Raw genomic sequence first — 23459 nt, forward strand, 5'->3', positions numbered from 1 at the left:
ACTGCGCCACTGACTTGACCGACGCCAACGATCATCGCCCCGCGCCTCCGGTGAGCCTCGTCAGCGAGGCCGCGGCGGCGGAGGCCGCCCGGTTGCCGGCCATTCGCCGCGCGGCGTTCGCTGTGACCCTGGCGGCCGCCAGCTTGCTGCTGGCGGTTGCGAGCGGCCTGGATTTCCGCTGGGCGCTGGCGGACTGGCTCATCGTCCACGGCGTGCTCGAATGCCTGATTCTGATCGTCGCCGGGCACATCGTCAGCGCCAGCTTCGGCCTGTGGCTGACCAGCCGCGAGCCCAAATGGTTGCTGCTCGCCTGCGGGTTCGCACTCGCGATCGTGCTCAACTTCGGGCACGTGCTGCTCTACAGCGGCATCGTCGTTCCCGATCCGGATCCGTTCAGCAACCGCTTCATCTGGGTGCACGAAGCGATGGCGTGCCTGGCGATGCTCAGCGCCGCGTGGGTGGTTTCGGAACAGAAGATCTCGGCCCGGGTGACCGCGCTGCTGGCGGCGCTGCTGGTGCTGGCGTTTGCGGGGCTCGTCCTGTTGCACGAGCAAACTTCGAGATTGATCGAAGCCTCGTGGATGCAGCGCGGCAACAACTTCGTGAACATGCTGTTGTGCCTGGTGGCCGTGCTGCACATCGGCTCGCGCGTGCTTTCCGGGGATCGCACCCCGGGCCTGGTCGTGGTGGGTGCCGCCATCGCGCTCGAGGCGATCGCCCAGGGTTCGTTCGTGTTCACCCGGCAGGTGTCCGACGCCTACACGACGCTGGGACATCTGTACAAGCTCGTCGCCTTCGGGTTGCTCTATTACGGGCTCTTCTTCACCAACTTCCTGCGGCCCTACGAGCTGATCCGCAAGACCGAAACGCTGTTTCGCACGCTGGTCGAGCGTTCACCGGCGGGGATCACGCTGAGCAGAAAGGGCAGGATCGTGCATGCGAACCGCGCCTTCCTGCGCATGTTCGGCTTTCCGGACCTCGACGCGGCGAAACAGGTGCGCCTCTGGGAGCTGGACAGCGACGAAGCGAATCCGGCGGCCAGGGACGGGCCGCCGGCCGTGCCCGAGGCGGGATCGTTCATGCGGCGCGCGCTGCGCTACGATGGCAGCGTGATCCACGTGCGGGTCGAGCACGAAATCGTCGACCTGCCGGGCGGGCGCGCGACGCTGGGCTATTTCGTCGACCTCTCCGACGCCGTCAACGCCCAGCACCAGTTGCAGCGTCTGGCCAACTACGATCCGCTCACCGGGCTGCCCAACAGAGCGCTGCTGCTCGACCGTCTCGAGCAGGCGATTCGCATCGGCATGCGCTCCGGGGAGCTGGTCGCCGTGCTCTTCATCGACCTGGACCAGTTCAAGGAAGTCAACGACACCCTCGGCCACGCCACGGGCGACGAACTGCTCAAACTGGTCGCGCAGCGGCTGAAGGACGCCTGCCGGAGGGAGGACACGCTAGGGCGGCTGGGGGGGGACGAGTTCCTGGTGATCGCGCAACGCGTGCCTGCGCCCGAGTCGATCTCGGTGCTGGCCAACAAGCTGATCAGCGCGCTGGACAGGCCCTTCGAACTGCAGGGGCGGGAGATCTACGTGGGCGGCAGCATCGGGATCTCGCTGTTTCCGCGCGATGCGACCGATGCGGGCACGATGATCAAGAACGCCGATGTCGCGATGTATCAGGCCAAGCGTGGCCGCGAGACGCGCGTGTGCTTCTATTCGGAACAGATGAACGCGCGCGCGATGGAGCGGCTGGAGATCGGCGCGGAGCTGCGGCGCGCGCTCGAGCGCGAGGAATTCGAGCTGTTCTATCAGCCCAAGATCGACCTGGCGGCGGGCCGCGTGGTGGGCGTGGAGGCGCTCCTGCGCTGGCGCAGCCCGACGCGCGGCCTGGTGGCGCCGGAGAGCTTCGTTCCCGTACTGGAGGAAACCGGCCTGATCGCCCCGGTCGGCCGCTTCGTGCTGGCCAGGGCCTGCCATCAGGGCATGGAGTGGCGCTCGGCCGGGCTCGGGCGCATCGCCGTGGCCGTCAATCTGTCGCCGGCGCAGTTTCGCGGGGGCAAGCTCGCCGAGGACATCGAGTTCGCACTGCAGGCCTCGGGCCTGCCCTACGAGGACCTGGAGGTCGAGATCACCGAAAGCCTGCTGTTCGAGGACCTCGAGCAGGCGCGAAGCATTCTGCAACGACTCACCGGCAAGGGCGTGCGCGTCGCGCTGGACGATTTCGGCACCGGCTACTCTTCGCTCTCCTCGCTGGATTCGCTGCCGGTGCAGTGCATCAAGGTGGATCGCGCCTTCACGCAGGCGCTCAGACCCGACAAGATCACCATCGTCGCGGCGATCATCAACGTGGCCCACACGCTCGGCATGCGGGTCGTCGCCGAAGGCGTGGAAACCGAATCCCAGCGCGAGCTTCTCCGCGCCCTGGGATGCAACGAGATCCAGGGCAGCCTGGTCGCCGGGCCGATGTCGAACGTGGAACTCGTCGCGTGGCTCAAGAGCCATCGCACCCCGCACCTGGTGGCCCTCAGGGACGAGAAGGGCTGAGCATCCAGGCGAATCCGCCGCACCGAAGCTTCGCTGGTGCGCCGCTCAAGGCAGCTTCAGGTACTTCACCCGATATCCGGTCCGTTTCTCCAGAGCCTCGAGGTCCATTCGCGCGTAGTCCTCGGGGGCGCTGACCTCGCGGATGCCGAAGCGCGCCATGTCCTCCACCGAGAGGTAATAGAAGCCCGCCACGCCGTAGATCTCGTTGCCGATGCGGGTGATGTATTCGTCAACATCGATGCGGTCGAAGAAGGCCTCCTGCCTGAAGATGGCGCCGGTGAGGTAATCGACGTTGACCTGGCGCGCGCGCACGAGCTCCTCCGCCTCGCGCCCCGCAGGCAGCTTGCGCGCCTTTATCGCCCGCTCGCTGATCGCGTGCAACTCGTCGAGCAGCCCGGGCTGCTTCGCGCTGCCGTGCCAGGCCACCACCGAGCCGGGAAGGATGGTCTTGCGCCTGCCCGCCGGAAAGACGTAATTGGCGCACGACGACAGGCACACGCCGTCGACCGTGACGTCGAGTTGACGTTCCAGCACGAAGTCGCCGACGTCCATTCCGGCGACGATCTCGCCGCCCGCGGAATCGACGATCAGCGTGTCGACGGACCTGCCGGCCGTCAGCTTTTTGAGCGCCTGCAGCCCGCCTTCGGTCAGCTCGCCTCGATAGATTGCGGCGTTGCCGTTCAGCTCGACGCGGACCTCGCCGGCTACATGAACGCGCTGCGCCAGACCGGTTTCGGCCCCACGCGGCGGGGCGCCGCAGCCCGCGATCGCGATCAGCGCCAGCCAGCAGAACCTGCGCATCGCAGAAGACCTTTGGAAGACCGTCGCGATGGTAAGCGGCGCCGCGCGTGATCGGCAAGCGACCCGCTACAATCACCCCTTTTGCGATGGAAGTCGAAGTGCCTCTCGTGCGTCCCTTTGCCGGCTTGCGCCCCGCGCCGGCGTACGCGGCCGAAGTCGCGGCACCGCCCTACGACGTCTTGACGAGCGAAGAGGCGCGAGTGAGGGCGTCCGGCAAGCCGTGGAGCTTTCTGCGCGTGTCCCGGGCCGAGATCGATCTCGCGCCGGGTACCGACCCGCACGCACCCGAGGTCTACGCCAAGGCGGCAGAGAACTTCCAGCGCATGCTCAGCGCCGGGGTGCTTCAGCGTGATCCGGTGCCGTGCTTCTATGCCTACCGCCTGATCATGGGTTCTCACTCGCAGACCGGGATCGTCGTCGCCGCGTCGATCGCCGCGTACGCGGCCGACCGCATCCGCAAGCACGAGTTGACCCGGCCCGACAAGGAAGACGACCGGGTGCGCCAGATCGAGGCACTGAATGCCCAGACCGGTCCGGTGCTGCTGGCACACCCGCCGCGCCCCGAGCTGGAGCGCACGCTGACGCAGGTCAGCGCGCAGGCCCCGGTGATCGACGTGGCCGCGGACACGGGCGTGCGCCACAGCCTGTGGGTGATCGACGACCACGACGCGATAGCCGAAATCGTCCGCATCTTCGAGGCCATGCCGGCGCTCTATATCGCCGACGGGCACCACCGCTCGGCGGCTGCAGCCAGGGTCGCGGCTGCGCGGCGTCGCGCCAACCCCGGACACACCGGAGAAGAGAGCTACAACTTCTTTCTGGCGGTCGCGTTTGCGCACCATCGGATGCGGATTCTTCCCTATCACCGCGTGGTGAGGGATCTGAACGGCATGGGCCATGAGGCGTTCCTCGCGCGCCTGCGGGAGCGTTTCGAAGTGCAGCCCAGTGGCGAGCCGGTCGCGCCGCAACGGCGCGGCGAGTTCGGTCTGTATCTCGCACGATCCTGGCATCGGCTGTCCATGAGGCCCCAATGGATGCCGGCGGATGATCCGGTCGCCCGCCTGGACGTGAGCCTGCTCGCGGATCATGTGCTCGGCCCGCTGCTGGGCATCCACGATGCGCGCCGGGACGAGCGCATCGACTTCGTCGGCGGCATCCGCGGCCTGCAGGAGCTGGAGCGGCGGGTGGACAGCGGCGAGATGGCCTGCGCCTTCTCCCTGAATGCCACGCGCATGGAAGACCTGATGGCGGTGGCGGATGCCCACCGCATCATGCCGCCGAAATCCACGTGGTTCGAGCCCAAGCTCGCCGACGGGCTGGTTTCCCACCTGCTCGATTGAACGCAACCGCGTAGCGGCGGCTAGCCGGCCGGCGGGCACGGCCTGTGCCGCGCAGTAAACTGGCTCCGATGATGGGTGCGCCCAAAGCCCGGATCTGTGAGCGGAAGGTGAACTATGTCGCGATCCGATCTCTCCAACAGTGCAAACGTCCGCGATGCCGATGTCGCGCTCTCGCGCGAGCAGGTCGCAGAAGTGCTGGTCTATCTCAAGCGGCGCGACAAGACGACTTCTACGTAAGCTAGCCGGAAACGACGATGGATTCGATCGCCGAGCGCCAATACAGCCTGAGCGCTTCCGAAGTCGAGGCGTTTCGTCGCGATGGGTTCCTGATCGCGCGCCGGCTCGCGTCGCGCCAGACCTGCGAGGCGCTGCTGGCGGTGGCGCGCGAGCAGCTCGAGCAGGGCGTCCAGCCCCTGGAGTACGAAGCTGACCTGGGCTACCCGGGCGCCCCCGCGTCGCGCGAAGCCGAGGGCGGCCGCACGGTGCGGCGGCTCCTGCAGGCGTATTCGCGCGATCCACTGTTTCGCCAGTGGGCCACTTCGCCGCCGCTTTCGGGGCGTCTGATGCAACTGCTCGGAGCACGAGTGATGCTGGTCCCGGCGCATCACAATTGCGTCATGACCAAGCACCCGCGATTCGGCAGCCTCACCGGCTGGCACCAGGACATCCGCTACTGGTCCTTCGAGCGTCCGGAGCTGGTCTCGGTCTGGCTCGCGCTCGGCGAGGAGCACGAAGCCAACGGCTGTCTCTGGGTGGTGCCCGGCTCGCATGCGCTGCAGCTGCCGCGCAGTCGCTTCGACGACGCGCTCTTCCTGCGCGAGAATCTGGCGGAGAACCGCGCGCTCATCGCCGGGCGCACACCGGTCGAGCTGCAGGCGGGCGACGTGCTCTTCTTTCACTGCCGTTTGCTTCACTGCGCCGGGCGCAACGAGACCGAACAGGTCAAGTTCTCGGTTGTCTTCACCTACCGGACTGCGGGCAATCTGCCGCTGAGCGGCACGCGCTCGGCGTCGCTGCCGTCCATTCCGGTCGGCTGATTCGGAACGCAGGAAGCCCCCTGAGCATGGAGGCGGATTGCGGCGCGTGATGGCCGGATCCATCGTTACGAGCGGGAGCGCTGAAATTGCGCCAATCAGTCATCGGCTTGTCTGCGGCCGCGTGCAGACCGGGTCGCGCGCGCCCATGGCGTATCCGGGGCGCGCGGGTTCTCGCCGCGCTGCTCGCAGCGGCGGCGATCCGGGCGGCGGCACAAAGCGTGGAGTACCGCGTCGAGATCGACGCACCCGAGCCGCTCGCCGAGCTGTTGCGTGCGAACCTGGACCTCGTGCGCTGGAGCGGGCGCGCGGATGTCAGCGAAGATCAGCTCAAGCTGCTCGTCAAGTCCGCCCCGCGGCAAGCGCGCGACCTGCTTGCCACTGAAGGGTACTTCTCGCCGCTGGTGTCGGTAGAACTGGCGCGGCAGCAAGCGGCCTGGGTCGCGCGCCTGAAGGTGGAACCCGGTGAACCCGCACGCGTGATTTCGGTGGACTTTAGGGTGAGCGGAGCGATCGATTCCGACCCGCATCGCGAGGAGCGAATTGCAGCCGCGCGCCAGGCGTTCGGCATTGAGCGCGGCCGGATCTTCCGGCAGGCGCACTGGGAGGCAGGCAAGGAGCGTGCGCTGCACAGCCTGCAGCGGCGCCTGTACGCGGCGGCCGCCATGGCGCACAGTCGCGCCGACATCGACCCACGCACGCGCGAAGCCCGCCTGCAGGTCGCGATCGACAGCGGCCCGCCGTTCGCGTTCGGAGCCCTGGAAATCCGCGGCCTGCAGCGCTATGCGCCGTCGATCGTGCATAACCTGAGTCCGATCCGCGCCGGCGATCCCTACGACGAGGAAGAACTGCTGAAGTTCCAGCGGCGTTTGCTCGGCAGCGGCTATTTCGCGAGCGCTGTGGTCAGCGCGGGCAACGATCCTGCGCAAGCGGCCGCGGCGCCGGTGTACGTCACCCTCGTGGAATCGGCGGCGCGGCGGCTGGAACTGGGCGCGGGATTCAGCACCGACCGCGGCGCGCGCTTTCAGGCCGGGTATACCGATCACAACGCGCTGGGCCGGGCCTGGCGTTTCAATTCGGTGCTGAAGCTCGATCGGGTCAGTCAGCAGGCGGCGGGCGGCCTGACCCTTCCGCGGGACGAGAAGGGCTGGCGCAACGGCTTCGAGGGCAAGGTCAACCATCAGGACATCCAGGGCGAGGAACGGCTCGACTGGAGCGTGGCTGCGGCCCGTACCTATTCGATCGAGACCCGCGAGTCGCAGCTCGCGCTGGAGTATCTGAGCGAAAAGCAGGTACTGGAGAGCGGCGAAGAAGACTATCGGAAGGCGCTGTACCTGAGCCGGAGCTGGAGCTGGAGCGCGCTGGACGATGCGCTCGCGCCCCGGCAGGGCTACACGCTGCGGCTTGCCGGCGGCGCCGCCGGGCAAGCCGCGCTTTCCGACCAGAACTTCGCCCGCCTGCAGGTCAAGGGCACCTACCTTCAACCGGTGCGCGGCTTCGGTACGCTCTTGGTGCGGCTCGAACTCGGTTATGTCGCGGCCGATTCCCGCGCCGGCATCCCGTCGGCCTATCTGTTCCGCACCGGCGGCGATACGACGGTGCGCGGCTACGCCTTCGAAAGCCTGGGGGTGCAGGAGAACGGGGCGGTCACCGGGGGCCGCTACCTGGGCGTGGGCAGCGTTGAATACATCCAGTGGATCGCGCCCCGCTGGGGACTGGCCGCGTTCTACGACGCGGGCAACGCGACCGACGAGCTTTCCGGGTTCCGCGCGGCCGCGGGCTACGGCGCGGGCGTGCGCTGGAGCAGCCCGGTTGGCACGCTGAGCCTGGACCTCGCCTACGGCGAGCGCAGCGAGCAGTATCGGGTGCACTTCAACGTCGGGCTGGTGTTCTGATGGGTTTGCGCCGACTGGCCTGGTGGACGTTGGGCGGCCTCGCGCTGCTCGCGGCGCTCGCGCTCGCGGCGCTGTTCTACGCGAGCCACAGCGAAACAATGCTGCGCTGGGGGATCGCACGCTACGCATCCCGGTTGCCGTGCGCACTTTCGCTGGAAGGCTTGCGCGGCACGCTGAACGGACCGCTGCGTGCGCAGCGCGTGGCCTGCGAAAGCGCCGACTTGCGCGTGGAAGCCCGTGACGTGCTGCTGCAATGGGCGCCATGGCAGCTCGCGCGCCATCGACTGGAGATCTCGCGCCTGCAAGCGGCCTCGGTCGTCTATACCGACAAGAAGCCCGGCGGAGGGCTCGATCCCCCGACGCGCCTCGCGCTGCCGCTGGCCGTGCGCCTGGACTCTCTGGAAGTCGACCGCTTCGCGATCGCGCGCGGCGCCAAACCGATCGAGGTCGGAAGCGTTGCCGTTTCGGTTGAAAGCGACACGACGGGGCTGCGCGTGCGGCGGCTTCGGCTGGCCGGTGCCTGGGGCAGCGGAGAGGGCGAGGCGACCCTCGGCGCCCAGGCCCCGCTGCCGCTGCAGGCGCGCATGCGCGTTGAAGGCGTCCTCGCCGAGGGTTGGCCGATCGAAGCGCACCTGCAGCTTTCCGGACCGCTTGCGCAGCCGGTCGCCAGAATTGAGGGTTTCGTTCGGGGGATGCCCTTATCGGCGCGCATGCAGCTCGAGCCGTTCACCGAGGATCCCGTACGCTCGATCGGCGTGCGCAGCACGGCGTTCGACCTGGCCGCATTCGACCCGCGGTTGCCGGTCACCGCGCTGCGGGTCGAACTCGACGCCGCGGCGCAGCGCCTCGAAGCGCTGGAAGGTGAACTGAGGGTGGTCAACCCAGAACCGGGACCGCTCGACCGCAAGCGCCTGCCGCTCGAGCGCCTGCATTCGCGCCTGCGCCTCACCGCGCACTCGTTCGAGTTGCAGGAAGCGAGTTTCGGTTTCGGGGCCGGCGGCGAGGCGGTGGGATACGCGGGGCTTTACGATGGCGTGTTGCGGCTCGACGTGGGCGTGCGGCGGCTGGATTTGAGACGCTTGCACAGCAGTCTGCGTGCGACGCGGCTCGAAGGCAGGCTGCGCGCGCAGGGCGGGCGCGAATGGCAGCAAGTCAGCGGCCGGCTGCGCGAGAAAGGCGTGGCAATGGAGGGCGAGGCGCGGATCGCGAACGATCGCGTCGAGATCGCCCGGCTGCTGGTTCGCGCTGGCGGGGCACAGGCCGCCGTCTCCGGGCAGGTGGAACTCGACACCCGGCTCGCGTTCTCGCTGCGCGGGGCGCTGCGCCGTTTCGATCCTGGCCGTTTCGGCGACTTTCCGAAGGCCGACCTCAACGGTTTTCTGCAGGCACGCGGTGCACTGCGCCCGCAATGGCAGGCACAGGTGCAGTACCGGCTGGCGCGCAGCCGGTACCTGGGCCAGGCGCTCGGCGGCGAAGGCACGCTGAACTTGACGCCTCGCCGGATCAGCAACGCCGAGCTGCGCTTCGCGCTCGGCCCGAATGTCCTCGTGCTGCGCGGCAGCTTCGGCGCACCCGCAGACGCGCTGCGCTTCGACGTTCGGGCGCCTCGGCTCGAGGCGCTCGGCCTGGGCTTCGCGGGTGCGCTGAGCGCAGCCGGCACGGTGGCGGGCACCGCGTCGCGGCCCTCGCTCGAGGCCCGTGTCGAGGCCAGCAACATCGTCTACAACGGCTATCGTGTCGCGCGTTGGAGCGCGCAGGGGCGCCTCGAACAGGGCGAGGATCCTCGCCTCGAGCTGCGCTCCCGGCTGGCGCGGGCCGCGCGCGGCGACTTGAAACTCGCCACGCTGGAACTGACAGCCGATGGAACGCTGTCATCCCACGCCATCGAACTGAAGGTCGAAGGCCACGCGCTGGAAGCGTTTGCGCGACTCCAAGGCGCCTGGAGCCAGGAGCACAGCCGGTGGAGCGGGGTGCTGGAGCGCCTGGAGAACGCCGGCGACTACGCGTTGCGCATGAGGCGGCCGGCGCCTTTGCGCGTCGCGCGGCACTTCTTGGAGCTGGGCGCGACCCAGATGCAATTCCAGCAGACCGAGATCGCGCTGGGCGAGACCGTGTACCGCAATGGCGAGCTGTCCACCAGCGGCTCGGTGGCCGGCGTAAGGCTTTCTCGCCTGCTCGCGCTGCTCCCGCACCCGCCCGCGGTGCAGTCCACGCTCACCCTGGGTGCGCGCTGGTCGCTGCGGGCTGGGGAGAAAGTCGACGCGACGCTGGAGATCGCGCGCGAAGGCGGCGACCTCCTCGTGCCCGGAGAGGAGCCGCTCGCGCTCGGCCTTGAGGAGGCGCGGCTCGTGCTGCGTGCCGTGGCGAATCGTCTGGACGCGGATCTGACGTTGCGGGGCGCTGCCGTCCAGGCGCGGGCACAGGCGCAGACCATGCTCGAGCGCCGCGGCGCACGCTGGGGCGTGCCGGGCAGCGCGCCGCTCAAGCTGAACGCGAGCGCGCAATTGCGCTCGATCGGCACACTGGCCCCCCTGGTCGGCGCAGCGGTGAGCGCGGCCGGTTCGCTCTCCGTGCGGCTCGAAGCCGACGGCACGGTGGCGCAACCCGGCTTGCGCGGCACGGTCGCCGGCGAAGATCTCGCGGTCGAGCACGTCGCGGGCGGGATCTTTCTGCGCGACGGCGTGTTGCGCGCGCACCTGGCTGACGGAGTCCTGACGCTGGGCGAGCTGCGCCTGCGCGGCGGCGAGGGAACGTTCTCCGCGCGGGGAGAGCTGGCCGCGCGCGGCGACGCGACGCAGATCGGCGTGGAGTGGTCGGCCCGCAAGCTCGCGATCGTGCAGCATCCCGATTTGCGGCTCACCGTCTCCGGCGCCGGCACGCTCAAGGCGGACGAAGGGCGCATCGCGCTGGCGGGCGCGCTCACCGCGGACCGGGGGCGGGTCGAGCTGCGCAGCGAAGCCGCTCCGGGTCTCGGGGGCGATGTTGTCGTGGCCGGGCGCGAGCAACCCGAGTCGGTGACCGCGCGGCTGCTCCCGTCGGAACTCGATCTGGCGCTCGACCTGGGTCCGGATTTCAGGGTAGCGGGCCGCGGCCTTGACGCACAGCTCGCGGGCACTGTGCGCTTGACCGGCGCGAGCGGCGCTGCGCTTGCCGCGCGCGGCGAGATACGGACCGTGCGCGGCACTTACGCCGCTTACGGCCAGAAGCTCAGCATCGAACAGGGCCTGTTCCACTTCTCCGGGCCGGTCGGCAATCCCGCGCTGCAGATCCGGGCGCTGCGCAAGGACCAGCCGGTGCAGGCCGGTGTCGAGGTGACCGGTACGGCGCGCACTCCGCTCGTGCGCCTGATCTCCAATCCGGAAGTGCCGGATCCGGAAAAGCTTGCCTGGCTGGTGCTCGGTCGTCGGGTCGAGTCCGGCAACACCGCCGACGCCCAGACCCTTCAGGCCTCGGCCGTGGCGCTGGCGGCCGGGCTGGGAACGGCGCCGTTGCAGCGGCAACTGGCGCGCGTGGTCGGGCTCGACGAGCTGCGGCTCGCTGCGGGCAGCGAGGGCACACAGGGCGGAGTGGTTGCGGTGGGCAAACGCATCACCGAACGCGTCTACATGAGCTATGAGCGCAGCCTGGGCACGGCGCTCGGCACTCTGCGCACCAGCTATCAGCTCTCCAAGCGCTGGTCGCTGCGCGCCGAGAGCGGCCAGACCGACGCCGTGGACCTCTTCTTCACGATTTCCTTCCACTGACCGGCCGCCGGCGTGGTGTCATGCGGTCGCGATCAAGCTCGCGAGCCTGGGCAATGGCCGGGCTGCGAAAAGCACCGAAGCCCGCGTCCTCAACGGACGCAGGATCGACGCCCTCCCGGAGCGGTTCCGCGTCGTCTTCGTTCAGCGCGCGGTCGAGGAGCTGAGGGTCGGGGAGACGGCCTCCTCCGGCCTCGGCATCCCCGAGGCGACGGTGCGCACGCGCTTGTTTCGCGCCGGAAGCCGGCGCAACACGGCGCGCACCTCGACAAGCCGCATTGAAACCGAAGAGGATGTGGTTGGCAGGCGGTGTCTGGCACCGGGATAGAATGTTTTCAGCACCGACTTGGAGGCAGGCATGCCCCTCATCGAATGGAGCGACAGCCTGGCGGTCGATCGAGGGGTGATCGACGACACGCACCGGGAATTCGTCGCGCTGCTCAACGCGCTCGCGGAAGCCGACGAGAACGGTGCCTTGGAGGCGCTCGACGCGTTTCTGGCGCACTCCGAGGCGCACTTCGGACAGGAGAGCCGCTGGATGGAAGAACTGGCCTACGGCGCGGCCCAGTGCCATCGCGACGAACACGAAACCGTGCTGGTGATCGCGCGCGAAGTGCGGCGGCGCGTCGCGGCCGGCGAAGGCGGCACGGACCTGGTCCGGTTTCTGGCTGCGGCGGTCGCCCAGTGGTTCGAGAACCACGCCGCCTCGATGGATACCGTGCTCGCCCTGTACATGAAGGAGCACGGCTACACGCCGCTTCCCGGATAAGACGCTGCCGCCGGCAGTCGCGCGTTGTGCGGGCCGCGCCGGGGTCCCCGACTTCCACGAGCCCTCAGACCTGATCGGGCGTGGGAAGTGCGATGCGATCTAGAGCAGCTCGATCACTCTTTCAGGCGGGCGAGCCAGTACCGCCTTGTCGCCTTTGACGACGATCGGCCGCTCGATGAGGATGGGGTCCCTGACCAGGGCATCGAGCCATTGCTCATCGCTTAACTGCTTGCCGGCATACTTCCGCTTGTAGACGTCCTCGCCTTTGCGCACGATCTGCTCGGGTTTCAGACCGAGCTTGTTCAGAACGCTCTTCAGCTCCGCCTTGGTCGGTGGGGTCTGCAGGTATTCGATGATTTCCGGTTCGATGCCTCTGTCGCGCAGCAAGGCGAGCGCGCCGCGGCTCTTCCCGCAACGCGGGTTGTGGAAGATGGTGATCTGTGCCTTCGGCATAAGTCGGACTGCGTCATGACAGCGCGCGGCTCACGACCTCGGTCGTGTCCCTGGACAGAGCGGGCGCATTCAGGATGCGCTCGAGCGCTGCGCGGGCGTGCCGTTGCCGTCCGAGGTCGAATTTTCTCCAGCGGTCGAACGCGCGGGCAAGACGGGCCGCCACCTGCGGATTGATCGGATCGAGCGCGATCACCTGCTCGGCCATGAACGCGTAGCCGGCGCCGTCGGCCGCGTGGAAACGCACGTGGTTGGTGCCGAACGAGCGGATCAGCGCGTAGACCTTGTTGGGGTTCTTCCGGTCGAACGCCGGATGCTCTGTGAGGCGGCGGACTCTGTCCAGCGTCTCGGGAAGCCGCGAGCCGGCCTGCACCGCCAGCCACTTGTCGACCACCAGCGGCTCCTCCTTCCACTTCGCGTAGAAGCGCTCCAGCGCGCCCTCGCGTTCTTCGCATTCGGTGTTGGCGAGCGCGGCGAGCGCGGCCATCACGTCGGTCATGTTGTCCGAGTGGTCGAACTGCCTGAGGCACAGCGCGCGGACCGCCTGGTCGGGCTCTTCCATGAGATAGGAGAGGCAAAGGTTGCGCAAGGCACGCAGTCCGGCGCTTTTCGGATCCGGACTGTAGGGCCCGGCCACCGCGAACGCCTCGTAGGCGAGAAGCAGCTCGCCTTTCAGGCGCCGAGCGATGGCCCGGCGCAGCGCATTGCGCGCCCGATGCAGGGTGTCGGGATCGACCTCGTCCATCTGCTCGGCGAGATAGCCTTCCGAGGGCAATGCGAGGGCCTCGGCGGCAAAGGCCGGATCGCGCCCGGCCTCGGCCAGCACGCGCTCGAATGCCTGGAAGAATCCGTCCGGAAACTGCGGCTCGATTCCGCCATGCAGGCTGGCGCAGGCGCGCAGGATGATGTTGGCCGCGAGACGCTGTCCAGCTTCCCAGCGGTTGAAGGCGTCGGAGTCGTGCGCCATCAGGTGCGTGAGCGCGCGCTCGTCGTAGTCGTACTTCACGATCACCGGGGCGGAAAAGCCACGCAGCAGGGAAGGAACCGGCGCCTGCGGCATGTCGAGGAAAACGAAGCGCTGTTCGCTCTCTCTCAGCGAAAGCACCCGGGTCGTTCCCGCCGGCTTGCTCTCCCCCTCCAGGCGCAGCGGGAGGTCGTTGCCGTCCTCACCGACCAGTCCCAGCGCAAACGGAATGTGAAACGGCAGATCGGGCGCCGTCGCCGTCGGTCTGGACTGCTTGACGGTCAGCACGTAGCGCCGAGCGAGCGGGTCGTGGCTCGAGGTCACGTCGAGCACCGGCGTGCCGGCGTAGTCGTACCAGCGCTTGAATTGCGTGAGATCCACGCCGGAGGCGTCCTGCATCGCCTGGACGAAGTCGTCGGTAGTGACCGCCTGGCCGTCGTGCCGCTGAAAATACAGATCCATGCCCTTGCGGAAGTTCCCCGGTCCCAGCAGCGTGTGGATCATGCGCACGACTTCCGCACCCTTTTCGTAGACGGTCGCGGTGTAGAAGTTGCTGATCTCCATGTAGGACTGCGGGCGCACCGGATGGGCCATCGGACCCGCGTCCTCGGGAAACTGCACCGCGCGCAGCGAGCGCACCTCCTGGATGCGCTGTACCGGCCGCGAGTAGCGATCAGCGCCATATTCCTGGTCGCGAAACACGGTGAGACCCTCCTTCAGCGACAGCTGAAACCAGTCGCGGCAGGTCACCCGGTTGCCGGTCCAGTTGTGGAAGTACTCGTGCGCGACCACGCGGTCCAGGAACATGAAGTCGGCGTCGGTGGCGATGTCCGGCCGCGCCAGCACGTACTTCGTGTTGAAGATGTTCAGCCCCTTGTTCTCCATCGCACCCATGTTGAAGTCGCCGACGGCGACGATCATGTAGTGATCGAGATCCACCTCCAGGCCGAACACGTCTTCGTCCCATTTCATGGCGCTCTTGAGCGCCTGCATCGCGAAACCGCACTGATCGAGCTTGCCCGGCTCGACGAAGATGTAGAGCCTGACCTTGCGCCCGGACGCAGTGGTGAAGCTGTCCTCGAGCTTGTCCAGCCGGGCCGCCACCATGGCGAACAGATAGCAGGGCTTGGGGAAGGGATCTTCCCAGCGTGCCCAGTGCCGGCCTGAGCGCTCTTCGCCACGCGCGACCGGGTTGCCGTTCGACAGCAGCACCGGATAGCGTGCCTTGTCGGCGTGGATCGTGGTGCGGTAGCGCGTCATCACGTCCGGCCGGTCCACAAAGTAGGTGATGCGCCTGAACCCTTGCGCTTCGCACTGCGTGAAATAGCCGTCCTTCGACGCGTACAAGCCCATCAACCGCGTGTTGTCCTTCGGCCGGATGCGCACCGTGGTGGAAAGGGTGAAGCGATCGGGGACGTCGCCAATCGTCAGGTGCTCGGCATTCAACTCGAAGCGGCCGGCTTCCAGCGCCCGGCCGTCGATCGCGATCGACTCGAGCACCAGGTCCTCCCCGTCGAGCACGAGCGCTCCTGCGCGAGCCGCCGCTCTTGGATTTCTCTCCACGGCGAGCGTGGCCGACACCCGCGCGAAATCTTCGCGCAGGTCGATGTCCAGGTCGATCGAGGGAATCAGGAACGCCGGCGGCGTGTAGTCCTTGAGATAGACGATACGGGCGGAAGGCGTGAGCATGTCCATCGCGTCAACTTGCGTTTGTCCGCATTTTGACGCGATTTTACCCAAGCGGTTCGGGCCAGCCGATCGCTGCAAGCGGAAGGTGAGGCGAGAAGCGAGGTAAAAGGAGGGACAAAGCGCAAGACCGGCAACGAGCAACCGGCAACCAAACGCACCCCGGGATGCGGCGCGTCCCGGGGTGCAGACGGTCCCGGTCAGGCGCGGCCGAAGCGACCGAGATCCAGCACCGCGCTGAGCGGCGCGGGTCCGGCTTTGCCGATCTGGCTCGAGCGACCCTGAACGTTCGAGACGTCGGAGATCGCCCGCAGCGAAATGGTCTTGCCCGCAACCGCGGTCGCCGAAGCACGGCCCTGCACATTCGACACTTCGTCGATTGCACCGCTGGTCACCGATTGCGCCGCATGCCCGGCGGAGGCGAAAGCCGCGAACGCCGCGGCAGCGATGATGGAAGAAAACCTCGTCGTCATGTCAGATCTCCTTGTGGTCAGGTGATGCGCCGCGAAATACGGCGACGGGAGTTGGTCGGATTCACCGGTCGGTCATTACACGCGGGGCGAGGACCCTAAAGGATCCGATCGTGAATCCGGTCGCGCACGTTGCACGTACGCGCGCGCGGACCTGTACTGCGAGGAGGGACATTTCGATCGGCGGAGCAATGTTGAAAGGTCTTGGGCCGGTTCTCCGACCAAGCGGCCGGAGGCCGGGTGCGTTTGCGCGCGGCTCTTCGCCCGCATGGCATAGGGATGGGCAGGAACGGCCGGAGCGGTTCGCACACTCCCCAAGGAAGCGCGGCAGGACTACACTTCATCGCGGGGCCCTGGTAGAGCCAGACAACACGGACCGGGAAGGCGCCATGAATCAATCCACGCTCGCCGAGCAGAAGCGCTCCGATGAACACGCCGCTCTGCGGCACATCGTCGAAGGCACTTCCGCCGTGACGGGCGAGCAGTTCTTCACCGAGCTGGTGCGCAACCTCGCGGCCGCACTCGGCGTGTGCGGCGCCTGGGTCACCGAATATCTTGCGCGCGAGCGCCGTCTGCGCGCCTTTGCTTTCCTCATCAACGGCCAGTGGCGTCCCGGCTACGAGTATCCGCTGGACGGTACGCCATGCGCCCCGGTGATCGAGGGGGGCGAACTGGTGCACTTTCCCGACCGGATCGTCGAGCTGTTTCCAGAAGACCATGGCCTGGCCAGGATCGGCGCCGTGAGCTACATGGCCATGCCACTGTTCGACACCAACGGGACCGTGATGGGACACCTCGGCGTGCTGGACAACAAGCCCATGCCCCGCAGCACGTTGAACGAAGGCCTGCTGCGGATTTTCGCCGCGCGCGCCACCGCCGAGGTGCGACGCATGCGCGCCGAAGCCAGCCTTCGCGAAAGCAGGGACAAGCTGAGCCGGCTGGTCGCGAGCGCCATGGACGCCATCATCGAGATCGATCAGGATCTCGTCATCACCCTGGCCAATCCGGCCGCGGAGAAGATCTTCCGCTGTAAGGCGCAGGAGATGGCAGGCCGGCCGCTCGCCGAATTCCTCTCCGATGCCGGCCGCGAGAAGCTCAAGACCCTGGTGCACGAGCTCGCATTGCACGCGCAGGGCCGCCGCTACCTCTGGATCCCCGGTGGGCTGAGCATGCACCCCTGCGACGGTGGCGAAGAGTTCCCCGCGGAAGCCACGCTTTCCTGCTCCGAGGCGCAGGGCAGGCTCTTCTACACGCTCATCCTGAGGGACGTCAACGAGCGCATTGCCGCCGAGCACAAGATCCGCAGCCTGACCGACGAAGCGGCCTATCTGCGCGAGGAACTGCGTTCGCTGAAGGGCTTCGAGGAGATCGTCGGCCGCAGCGAGGCGCTGCTGCGCGCGCTGCACGATGTGCAGCAGGTGGCGCCCACGGATTCGACCGTGCTCATCCTGGGCGAGACCGGAACCGGAAAGGAGCTCTTCGCGCGCGCCGTTCACGCAGCCAGTCCTCGCGCCGAGCATGCGCTGATCACCGTGAACTGTGCCGCGATTCCGGCGCAGCTGATGGAGAGCGAATTCTTCGGGCACGAGCGCGGAGCCTTTACCGGCGCGACCGCGCGGCGCGAGGGCCGCTTTGCGCTCGCGGACCGGGGAACGATCTTCCTCGACGAGATCGGTGAGCTGTCGCTCGAACTGCAGGCCAAGCTGCTCAGGGTGCTGCAAGAAGGCGAGTTCGAGCCGGTTGGCAGTTCGCGGACCCGAAAGGTCGACGTGCGGGTGCTCGCGGCCACGAACCGGGATCTGCTGCAACTGGTCAAGGAAGGCAGGTTCCGCGAAGACCTGTACTACCGGCTCAATGTCTTTCCGATCCGCATCCCGCCGTTGCGCGAGCGCGCTGAGGACATTGTCCTGCTCGCCAGCGCATTCGCGGCCCGCTTCGCCAAACGCATGGGGCGGGCGATTCTGCCGCTGACGCCGGATCAGGCGCGGCGGCTGTGCGCCTACCAGTGGCCCGGCAACGTGCGCGAGCTGCACAACGTCATCGAGCGTGCGGTCATCACGTCGCGCGACGGAAGTCTGAACCTCGACCGTGCCTTGCCGGAGGTCGCTGCGGTCGTTGCCCGCCCGGGCGAATCGCCGACCGAAGATGGCCGCGTCTACACGATGCAGGAACTGGAGGCGCTCGAGCGCGAGAACATCCGGCGCGCCCTGGAAACCTGCGATTGGCGCATCGCTGGAGACCGCGGCGCCGCCCGGTTGCTCGGCATCAATCCCTCCACGCTCGCCTCGAGAGTCAAGGCGCTCGGCATCGAGCGGCCGCGCTGACTGCATCGCCTCGCGAGATCTCACGGGTGGACTCGCGAGATCTCGCAATCCACGAAGTTTCGCGACGCGTTCGAAGCGCCCCGCATACCTTCAAGTATCTGTCCACAAAGCACAAGTCTCTCTCGCCGGGCTCTGGCCCGACTGCTGCTAACCCGCCTCGCATCGCCGCCGCGGCGCCCGCTGCAATTCATTAATTCATTTCGCGGGTCAGTGTGCCGGCTCGACGCGGCTTCGTCCGCGCGCCGTAGCCACTCCGGCTACGCAGCACGGCGAGAAGAAAGGGGGTGACGCAATGAGTGCAGCCAACGCCATGCAGACGTTTCTCGACGAGCACGAGATCCAGCCCGAGTTCGCCTCGGCCGCTGTGGTCTACGTGCCCGAGTCTCACGAGCCTCAGGCCCGGGAGATCGAAGCCTGGGCCCGCCACGCTTCCCGCTCGAGCGGCTTCGGCGCGCCCGAAGCCTTAGACGATGCGCTGGAGGGTGGTGCGGACGAGTCGCTGGTCGAGATTCTGTATCGGGTCGCGGCAAACCTCGTGCGCTGAGTGCACGGGCGGTCGCCAGCGGTTCTCTTTCTTTTTCCTTGCAGAGAAGGGACAAAGACATGAAGCGAGTATTGGTGTTTGGCTACGGCGTGGCCAGCTACGCCGTGTTCTTTCTGACGTTCCTGTACGCCTGCGGATGGGTCGGCAACCTGTTCGTCCCGAAGGCGCTGGATGGCGAGCCGACTGTGTCGTTCGTTCAGGCGTTGCTGACCAACGTAATGCTGCTTGGCGTGTTCGCGCTCCAGCACAGCGTCATGGCGCGGCCGGCGTTCAAACGCTGGTGGACGAAGGTGATCCCCGAAGCGGCCGAACGGAGCACATACGTGCTGTTCTCGAGCCTCGCGCTGATCCTTCTGTTCTGGGGATGGCAGCCGATGGGCGGCGTGGTGTGGGACCTCCAGGATCCGCTCTGGCGCGCGATCGCGTATTCGCTGTTTGGCTTCGGCTGGGGTCTCGTCCTGGTGACCACGTTCCTCATCAATCACTTCGACCTGTTCGGGCTGCGCCAGGCGTGGCTCTACCTGCGCGGCCGGCAGTACACGCCGCTGCGCTTCGTCACACCGGGTCCGTACCGACTGGTCCGGCATCCCCTCTACGTGGGCTGGCTGTTCGCCTTCTGGGCTACGCCCACGATGACGGCGGCGCACTTGCTGTTCGCGATCGGCACCACGGCCTACATCCTGATCGCGATCCAGCTTGAAGAGCGGGATCTGGTCGCGGCCCACGGCGAGGATTACGAGAACTACCGCCGGCGCGTGCCGATGCTCCTGCCGCGCCTGTTCGGAAGGGGCGGGCGAAGCCCTGCGCAAGCGTAGGGCTCCTTCGGCTCGCGCGGCGCAACGGCCGCACAGGCGCAGGATGTTCCGACGTCGCGCGTGACCGAATTGCTCACAACACGATCGAGGAGCACAGACATGAGAGAAGCCATTCGTCACGCGTTGTACCTCAACACCGGCAGCGTTCTCAAGGTGTGCAACGGCAACAGACTGCGCGTCGAGGTCACGGAAGGGCAGGCCTGGATTACCCAGGAGGGCGACCTGCGCGATCACGTGCTTCAGGCAGGGCAGAGTTGGCGCATCGACCGCGACGGTTTGACGCTGATCCAGGCGTTGATGCCGTCGCGTCTGGCACTGCTCGCGGTCCGTGATCGCGATCGTCCGGAACCGAAAGCCACCTTCTCGCTGGTGCTGTCAGGTGCGATCTGAAACGAATTCGCCCTGACAAGCGAGCAATGCTCACAGAAAGGCCGCATGCGCGGCCTTTCTTGTTTGTGGTCCTGCGTTGTTCTGCAGGACGCGAGATCCCGCGCATGCCATCACGAGATCTCGCGAATCGCGAAATTTCCCGAGACGCGAGCCCTATGCCGAATATTTAAGTCCTTGTACACAAACGGGAACGCTCGATTCCCGGGACTTGGCACGCGACGCGCTAATAGCGTCGCGCCGAATTGAAAACGCTCCAGCTGAGCGCGCAATCCGGTGAATAGAAGCCAGTCGTTCAGTTCCTGAGGAGATGGTTGATGACCACACAGCAAGCGATGAAAGCCGATGACCGCGTCAACGGTATCGACGTGGACCGGTTGCAGGGCACGATCGAGGCCATCAAGGCCGCGCCCGCGCTCGCCCGATTCACGTTTCGGGCCGCCAACCGCTGGATGAAAGGCGGACACAGCCGCACCAGCATTCAGGGGTTCTGGGGCGCAGGTGCCTACAACGAGCGGGAAAGTTTCGTGATCGACAGCGCCGAACCCGGCCTGATCCTGGGCGGGGACGAGGCGCCCAACCCGTTCGAGTACATCCTGCACGCACTGCTGGCCTGCCTGACCACGACGTTCGTCTATCACGCCGCCCTGCGCGGGGTGCGCGTCCAAGCCGTCGAGTCGCGGATCGAGGGTGACCTGGATCTGCACGGATTCCTCGGTTTGCGCGAAGACATCCCACGAGGTTTCCACGAGATCCGCGCGACGCTTCGCGTCAGGGCGGATTGCGCGGAGCCGAAGCTGCGCGAACTCGTGCAACTCGCGCAGCAACGCTCGCCAGTGTTCGAAATGATGACATCGGCCGTTCGTTTATCGCTGACCTGCGAGGTCATGTAACCCGAGAATCAGGAGTTTCCCCTCTTCGAGTTCACTGACAGGAGACACAAACGATGAAAGTCCTAAGAGTTGTTTCAATCGCCATCCTCGGCATGACCGCCTCCGTCGCGCTCGCCGGAACCAGTGCGCCGGTGGAACGCCTGGGGCGCAGCTCGCAGATCCAGGGCGGTGGCATCGCCGTCAAAGCCGTCGCGGCCGACCCCTCCGCCGTCTACGGCCGCGGCTCGCCGGCGATGGCGATGCAGGAGGGCAAGCAACGCGTGATCGCTGCGCAGCGCAGTGCCGGCGACGTGCTCGGCCGTGCCTGATCGCAAGACATCCTCGACAACCATTCTTCCCGTAACGAAAGGAACCAGACATGAACGCTCTGAGAATCGCAAGCGGTATTCTGCTCGCCACTGCGGCCTCGGCCGCCTTTGCCGTCGCGCCCGCGCCGGGCGCGCTCGATCCCAAGACCGGAGAGGTGGTCGGCTTCGTGCAGACCCCCTGGTCGGTCGCCAACTACGGCCTCATGCCGACGCCGAAGCAGATGGCGGGGTTTCAGGCGCGGCCGTGGGCTGTTGAACGCTCCGCCTATTATGTGGGCGACATGCAGGTCGCCCGCGGACGGCAAAGCGGCGCGGATCGGGGGCGTCTTTGACCCAACGAAAGCGGACCGGAACAGGGCCGGCGATGGCTGGCAGAAAGCGCTGCCGCTGCTCTGGTTGCCCGGCCTGCGCGGGCGCGACGCGGCAACCGCCGTCGCGTCCGCTGCCGAACCGGCAGTCGCCGGGAACCGGCCTTTACCACGCGAAAGCCGTGCCGTCTGAGGACGGCGCGGCTTTTTTCAGTGAGTGGCGAGAAGCGCGAGGGCTCAGGCGTGAGAGAAGCCTGCAAGGCGCGAGGATCTCTGCTTCCGAGTTCGCCTCACCTCTTCCCTCAGAGGGTCGCGGCCTGCTTCCTCTGCGCGTTTACCGTTCCGTCGTCCATCTCGCGCTGAAGCGGGTCGCGCGCCACAGCCAGGCCAGAGAGAAGAAGAACAGGGTGAACACGAGCGCGCCGTTCCATTCGAGCGCATTTCCGACGCGATCCTGTGCCTGATCGTCGATGGTGAAGAAGGGTGAAAAGCCGTTGATGAGTCCCATCAACAACAGCAGCAGGCATAGCACCAGCGGAACGCGATCAAATCGGCGTTTCAGGGGCAGCCAGCCGGACTCTGCCAGCCGGTAGAGGTGACCGGCGCAAATGACCATGCACAGGCAAGTCGCCCCGAAATAGACGATCACGCCGTAACGCCGCATCCAGCGGTACACCTCCCCCTCAGTGCCCAGGAAGGTAGCGTAGATCGCGAGAAATACCCCGGCGAGCAGTCCAAGCCAGGGCAGCGCGCGCAGCGACCGGTCCGGGCCAACTCCCAGGTTTCTCAGCCAGGCCGTGCACAGCAGCCAGGTCAGCGTCTGCAGGGCAGCGGCCGGGAGCACGAACACGCGAAACACATGGTTGGGCAGTTGGTGGCGTGCGGCCCGGCTGATCGAAACACACCCCTCGATCAGGGGGTTGCAGGCCGGGACGAGTTCCAGCCGGATGGAGAGGTTGAGCGCCAGGAGGGTGGCGAGGGCGGGCAGACCGCCTGCAATCAGCGGTAGCAGCCAGAGCGCATGGGAACGATCGCGGCGCAGATGCACACAGTGCATGGTAGCGCATCGGTTTCGCGATGCGAGCGCCCAGGTTCTGAAGAGCCGAGTTCACCCCCGAGGCGAGTGGACTGGGAGTGCTTACTATCGGCTCCTCGGTAAGCTACGTGTATCTCTCAACTTTGCATTCCAAGTACTTATTTTTCTTGGCCGTTTGCGGCCGCTGAGGTATTCTTCACAAATTGGTCAGAGCGACCCCCGGCCGGCGGGCCTTGAGGGCTCGCTTCCCTTGTGCGTGCGGGCGAGAGCGTTTCGACGAATGGCTTCGTTTCAGGACATCGGCAGTGTGATCCCGGTCAGCCGGCGCGTGTTGCTCATCGTCTGGCCTTTCATCGCCATCGTTGTGCTGCTCGTCTGGCTCGCCGCGGAATCGATGAGCATCATGATCGCGATCCGATCCTACTCGGAGGGCGAAAGCCTCTGGTCGAAATCGCAGAAGATCGCGGTCTTCCACCTGCTGCGCTACGCGGAGTCGCGCGACGACGCCGACTTCCAGAAATACCGCGAAGCGATTGTGGTGCCGCTGGGTGACCGCAAGGCCCGCGAGGAGCTGGAAAAACCGCATCCGGACTATGCGGTGGCCTGGCAGGGACTGATCGAAGGCCGTACGCATCCGGGCGACATCCCGCATGTCATCAAGCTCTTCCGGCGCTTCCGCAACTTCGAGCAGATTGCCAGGGTCATCGGGATCTGGGAGCAGGGTGACCGCCTGATCGACGAGCTGATCGGAGCCGCAGAAGACCTGCGTCGTCACGTGCGCTCCGGCGCGACTGCGGAAGGGTTGCGCCCGGTCATCGAGCGCATCTTCGACATCGACACGCGCCTCACGCCGCTTGAGGACCAGTTCACCAAGACGTTCGGCGATGTCGCCCGTCAGACCCAGTTCCTGCTCCTACTCGTCAACTTTACGACCGCAGGCGTGCTCGTACCGTTGGGGATCCTCCTGTCGTACCGGACGGTGCGGCGGCGCGAGGAGGCCGAGCGTGCGCTCAAGATCAGCGAAGAGCGTTTCAACCTGGCGGTGACCGGCAGCAACGACGGCCTGTGGGACTGGAACATGCTCACCGGAGAAACCTATTACTCGCCGCGCTTCCAGCAGCTGCTGGGCTACGGCGCCTCGCAGATGGAGAACAA

Annotated in this window: 20 protein-coding genes and 1 pseudogene; 16 read left to right on the forward strand and 5 right to left on the reverse strand. The window is 66.8% G+C overall.

The genetic code is table 11. The features are described from left to right. Window positions 1-14: 14 nt before the first annotated feature. The gene (locus VNM24_15465; GenBank protein HWQ39981.1) at window positions 15-2540 is read left to right on the forward strand and encodes an EAL domain-containing protein; all 2526 of its coding nucleotides are present in this window, start codon (window positions 15-17) and stop codon (window positions 2538-2540) included. A 45-nt stretch (window positions 2541-2585) separates the two neighbouring features. On the opposite strand, the gene VNM24_15470 is transcribed toward VNM24_15465, so the two are convergent. After that, window positions 2586-3341, reverse strand: coding sequence for a hypothetical protein (locus tag VNM24_15470; GenBank protein ID HWQ39982.1), 756 nt, complete (start codon window positions 3339-3341; stop codon window positions 2586-2588). 86 nt (window positions 3342-3427) lie between these two features. On the opposite strand from VNM24_15470, the gene VNM24_15475 reads away from it, so the two are divergent. The 7 genes and pseudogenes from VNM24_15475 (at window position 3428) to VNM24_15505 (ending at window position 12119) form a co-directional block, all read left to right on the forward strand. Further along, window positions 3428-4681 (forward strand): DUF1015 family protein, encoded by a 1254-nt coding sequence (locus tag VNM24_15475; protein ID HWQ39983.1) that lies wholly within the window; start codon window positions 3428-3430, stop codon window positions 4679-4681. A gap of 114 nt (window positions 4682-4795) precedes the next feature. After that, window positions 4796-4918 carry a hypothetical protein gene (locus VNM24_15480; protein HWQ39984.1) on the forward strand — a complete coding sequence of 41 codons (123 nt, stop codon included), beginning with the start codon at window positions 4796-4798 and terminating at the stop codon, window positions 4916-4918. Window positions 4919-4935: 17 nt separating this feature from the next. After that, window positions 4936-5718, forward strand: a complete 783-nt coding sequence (locus tag VNM24_15485) for a phytanoyl-CoA dioxygenase family protein (protein ID HWQ39985.1) — start codon at window positions 4936-4938, stop codon at window positions 5716-5718. An 86-nt stretch (window positions 5719-5804) separates the two neighbouring features. After that, window positions 5805-7610 carry an autotransporter assembly complex family protein gene (locus tag VNM24_15490; GenBank protein HWQ39986.1) on the forward strand — a complete coding sequence of 602 codons (1806 nt, stop codon included), beginning with the start codon at window positions 5805-5807 and terminating at the stop codon, window positions 7608-7610. After that, a complete protein-coding gene (locus tag VNM24_15495) occupies window positions 7610-11353 on the forward strand; it encodes a translocation/assembly module TamB domain-containing protein (GenBank protein HWQ39987.1) in 3744 nt (1247 codons plus the stop codon). The genes VNM24_15490 and VNM24_15495 overlap by 1 nt, the downstream gene beginning before the upstream one ends. A gap of 73 nt (window positions 11354-11426) precedes the next feature. After that, a pseudogene (locus VNM24_15500) lies at window positions 11427-11588 on the forward strand (sigma factor-like helix-turn-helix DNA-binding protein). Window positions 11589-11708: 120 nt separating this feature from the next. Continuing rightward, a complete protein-coding gene (locus VNM24_15505; protein ID HWQ39988.1) occupies window positions 11709-12119 on the forward strand; it encodes a hemerythrin domain-containing protein in 411 nt (136 codons plus the stop codon). A 99-nt stretch (window positions 12120-12218) separates the two neighbouring features. Here VNM24_15505 and arsC read toward each other — a convergent pair whose 3' ends face one another. The 3 genes from arsC to VNM24_15520 all read right to left on the reverse strand — a co-directional run bounded on the left by arsC (window position 12219) and on the right by VNM24_15520 (window position 15692). Next, window positions 12219-12572 (reverse strand): arsenate reductase (glutaredoxin), encoded by a 354-nt coding sequence (arsC, locus tag VNM24_15510; GenBank protein ID HWQ39989.1) that lies wholly within the window; start codon window positions 12570-12572, stop codon window positions 12219-12221. Between the two features lie 13 nt (window positions 12573-12585). Further along, window positions 12586-15228 (reverse strand): aminopeptidase N, encoded by a 2643-nt coding sequence (gene pepN, locus VNM24_15515; protein HWQ39990.1) that lies wholly within the window; start codon window positions 15226-15228, stop codon window positions 12586-12588. Window positions 15229-15419: 191 nt separating this feature from the next. Then, the gene (locus VNM24_15520) at window positions 15420-15692 is read right to left on the reverse strand and encodes a hypothetical protein (GenBank protein HWQ39991.1); all 273 of its coding nucleotides are present in this window, start codon (window positions 15690-15692) and stop codon (window positions 15420-15422) included. Window positions 15693-16078: 386 nt separating this feature from the next. Between VNM24_15520 and VNM24_15525 the strand changes: the two genes are divergently transcribed. From VNM24_15525 to VNM24_15555, 7 genes are all read left to right on the forward strand, one after another. Continuing rightward, window positions 16079-18013, forward strand: coding sequence for a sigma 54-interacting transcriptional regulator (locus tag VNM24_15525; protein ID HWQ39992.1), 1935 nt, complete (start codon window positions 16079-16081; stop codon window positions 18011-18013). 292 nt (window positions 18014-18305) lie between these two features. Then, a complete protein-coding gene (locus VNM24_15530; protein ID HWQ39993.1) occupies window positions 18306-18557 on the forward strand; it encodes a hypothetical protein in 252 nt (83 codons plus the stop codon). 59 nt (window positions 18558-18616) lie between these two features. Beyond that, entirely contained in the window at window positions 18617-19372 is a 756-nt protein-coding gene (locus VNM24_15535; GenBank protein HWQ39994.1) for an isoprenylcysteine carboxylmethyltransferase family protein, read from the forward strand. Window positions 19373-19471: 99 nt separating this feature from the next. Continuing rightward, the gene (locus VNM24_15540; protein ID HWQ39995.1) at window positions 19472-19762 is read left to right on the forward strand and encodes a DUF2917 domain-containing protein; all 291 of its coding nucleotides are present in this window, start codon (window positions 19472-19474) and stop codon (window positions 19760-19762) included. A gap of 314 nt (window positions 19763-20076) precedes the next feature. Then, window positions 20077-20652 carry an OsmC family protein gene (locus tag VNM24_15545; GenBank protein HWQ39996.1) on the forward strand — a complete coding sequence of 192 codons (576 nt, stop codon included), beginning with the start codon at window positions 20077-20079 and terminating at the stop codon, window positions 20650-20652. A 53-nt stretch (window positions 20653-20705) separates the two neighbouring features. Next, window positions 20706-20960, forward strand: coding sequence for a hypothetical protein (locus VNM24_15550; GenBank protein ID HWQ39997.1), 255 nt, complete (start codon window positions 20706-20708; stop codon window positions 20958-20960). Window positions 20961-21010: 50 nt separating this feature from the next. Then, entirely contained in the window at window positions 21011-21292 is a 282-nt protein-coding gene (locus VNM24_15555; protein ID HWQ39998.1) for a hypothetical protein, read from the forward strand. A 310-nt stretch (window positions 21293-21602) separates the two neighbouring features. Here VNM24_15555 and VNM24_15560 read toward each other — a convergent pair whose 3' ends face one another. Next, entirely contained in the window at window positions 21603-22316 is a 714-nt protein-coding gene (locus tag VNM24_15560) for a hypothetical protein (protein HWQ39999.1), read from the reverse strand. Window positions 22317-22584: 268 nt separating this feature from the next. Between VNM24_15560 and VNM24_15565 the strand changes: the two genes are divergently transcribed. Further along, a partial coding sequence (locus VNM24_15565) for a GGDEF domain-containing protein (GenBank protein HWQ40000.1) occupies window positions 22585-23459 on the forward strand: 875 nt, incomplete at its 3' end.

The sequence above is a fragment of the Burkholderiales bacterium genome (genome assembly GCA_035560005.1).
Taxonomy (GTDB): domain Bacteria; phylum Pseudomonadota; class Gammaproteobacteria; order Burkholderiales; family Eutrophovitaceae; genus DASRFY01.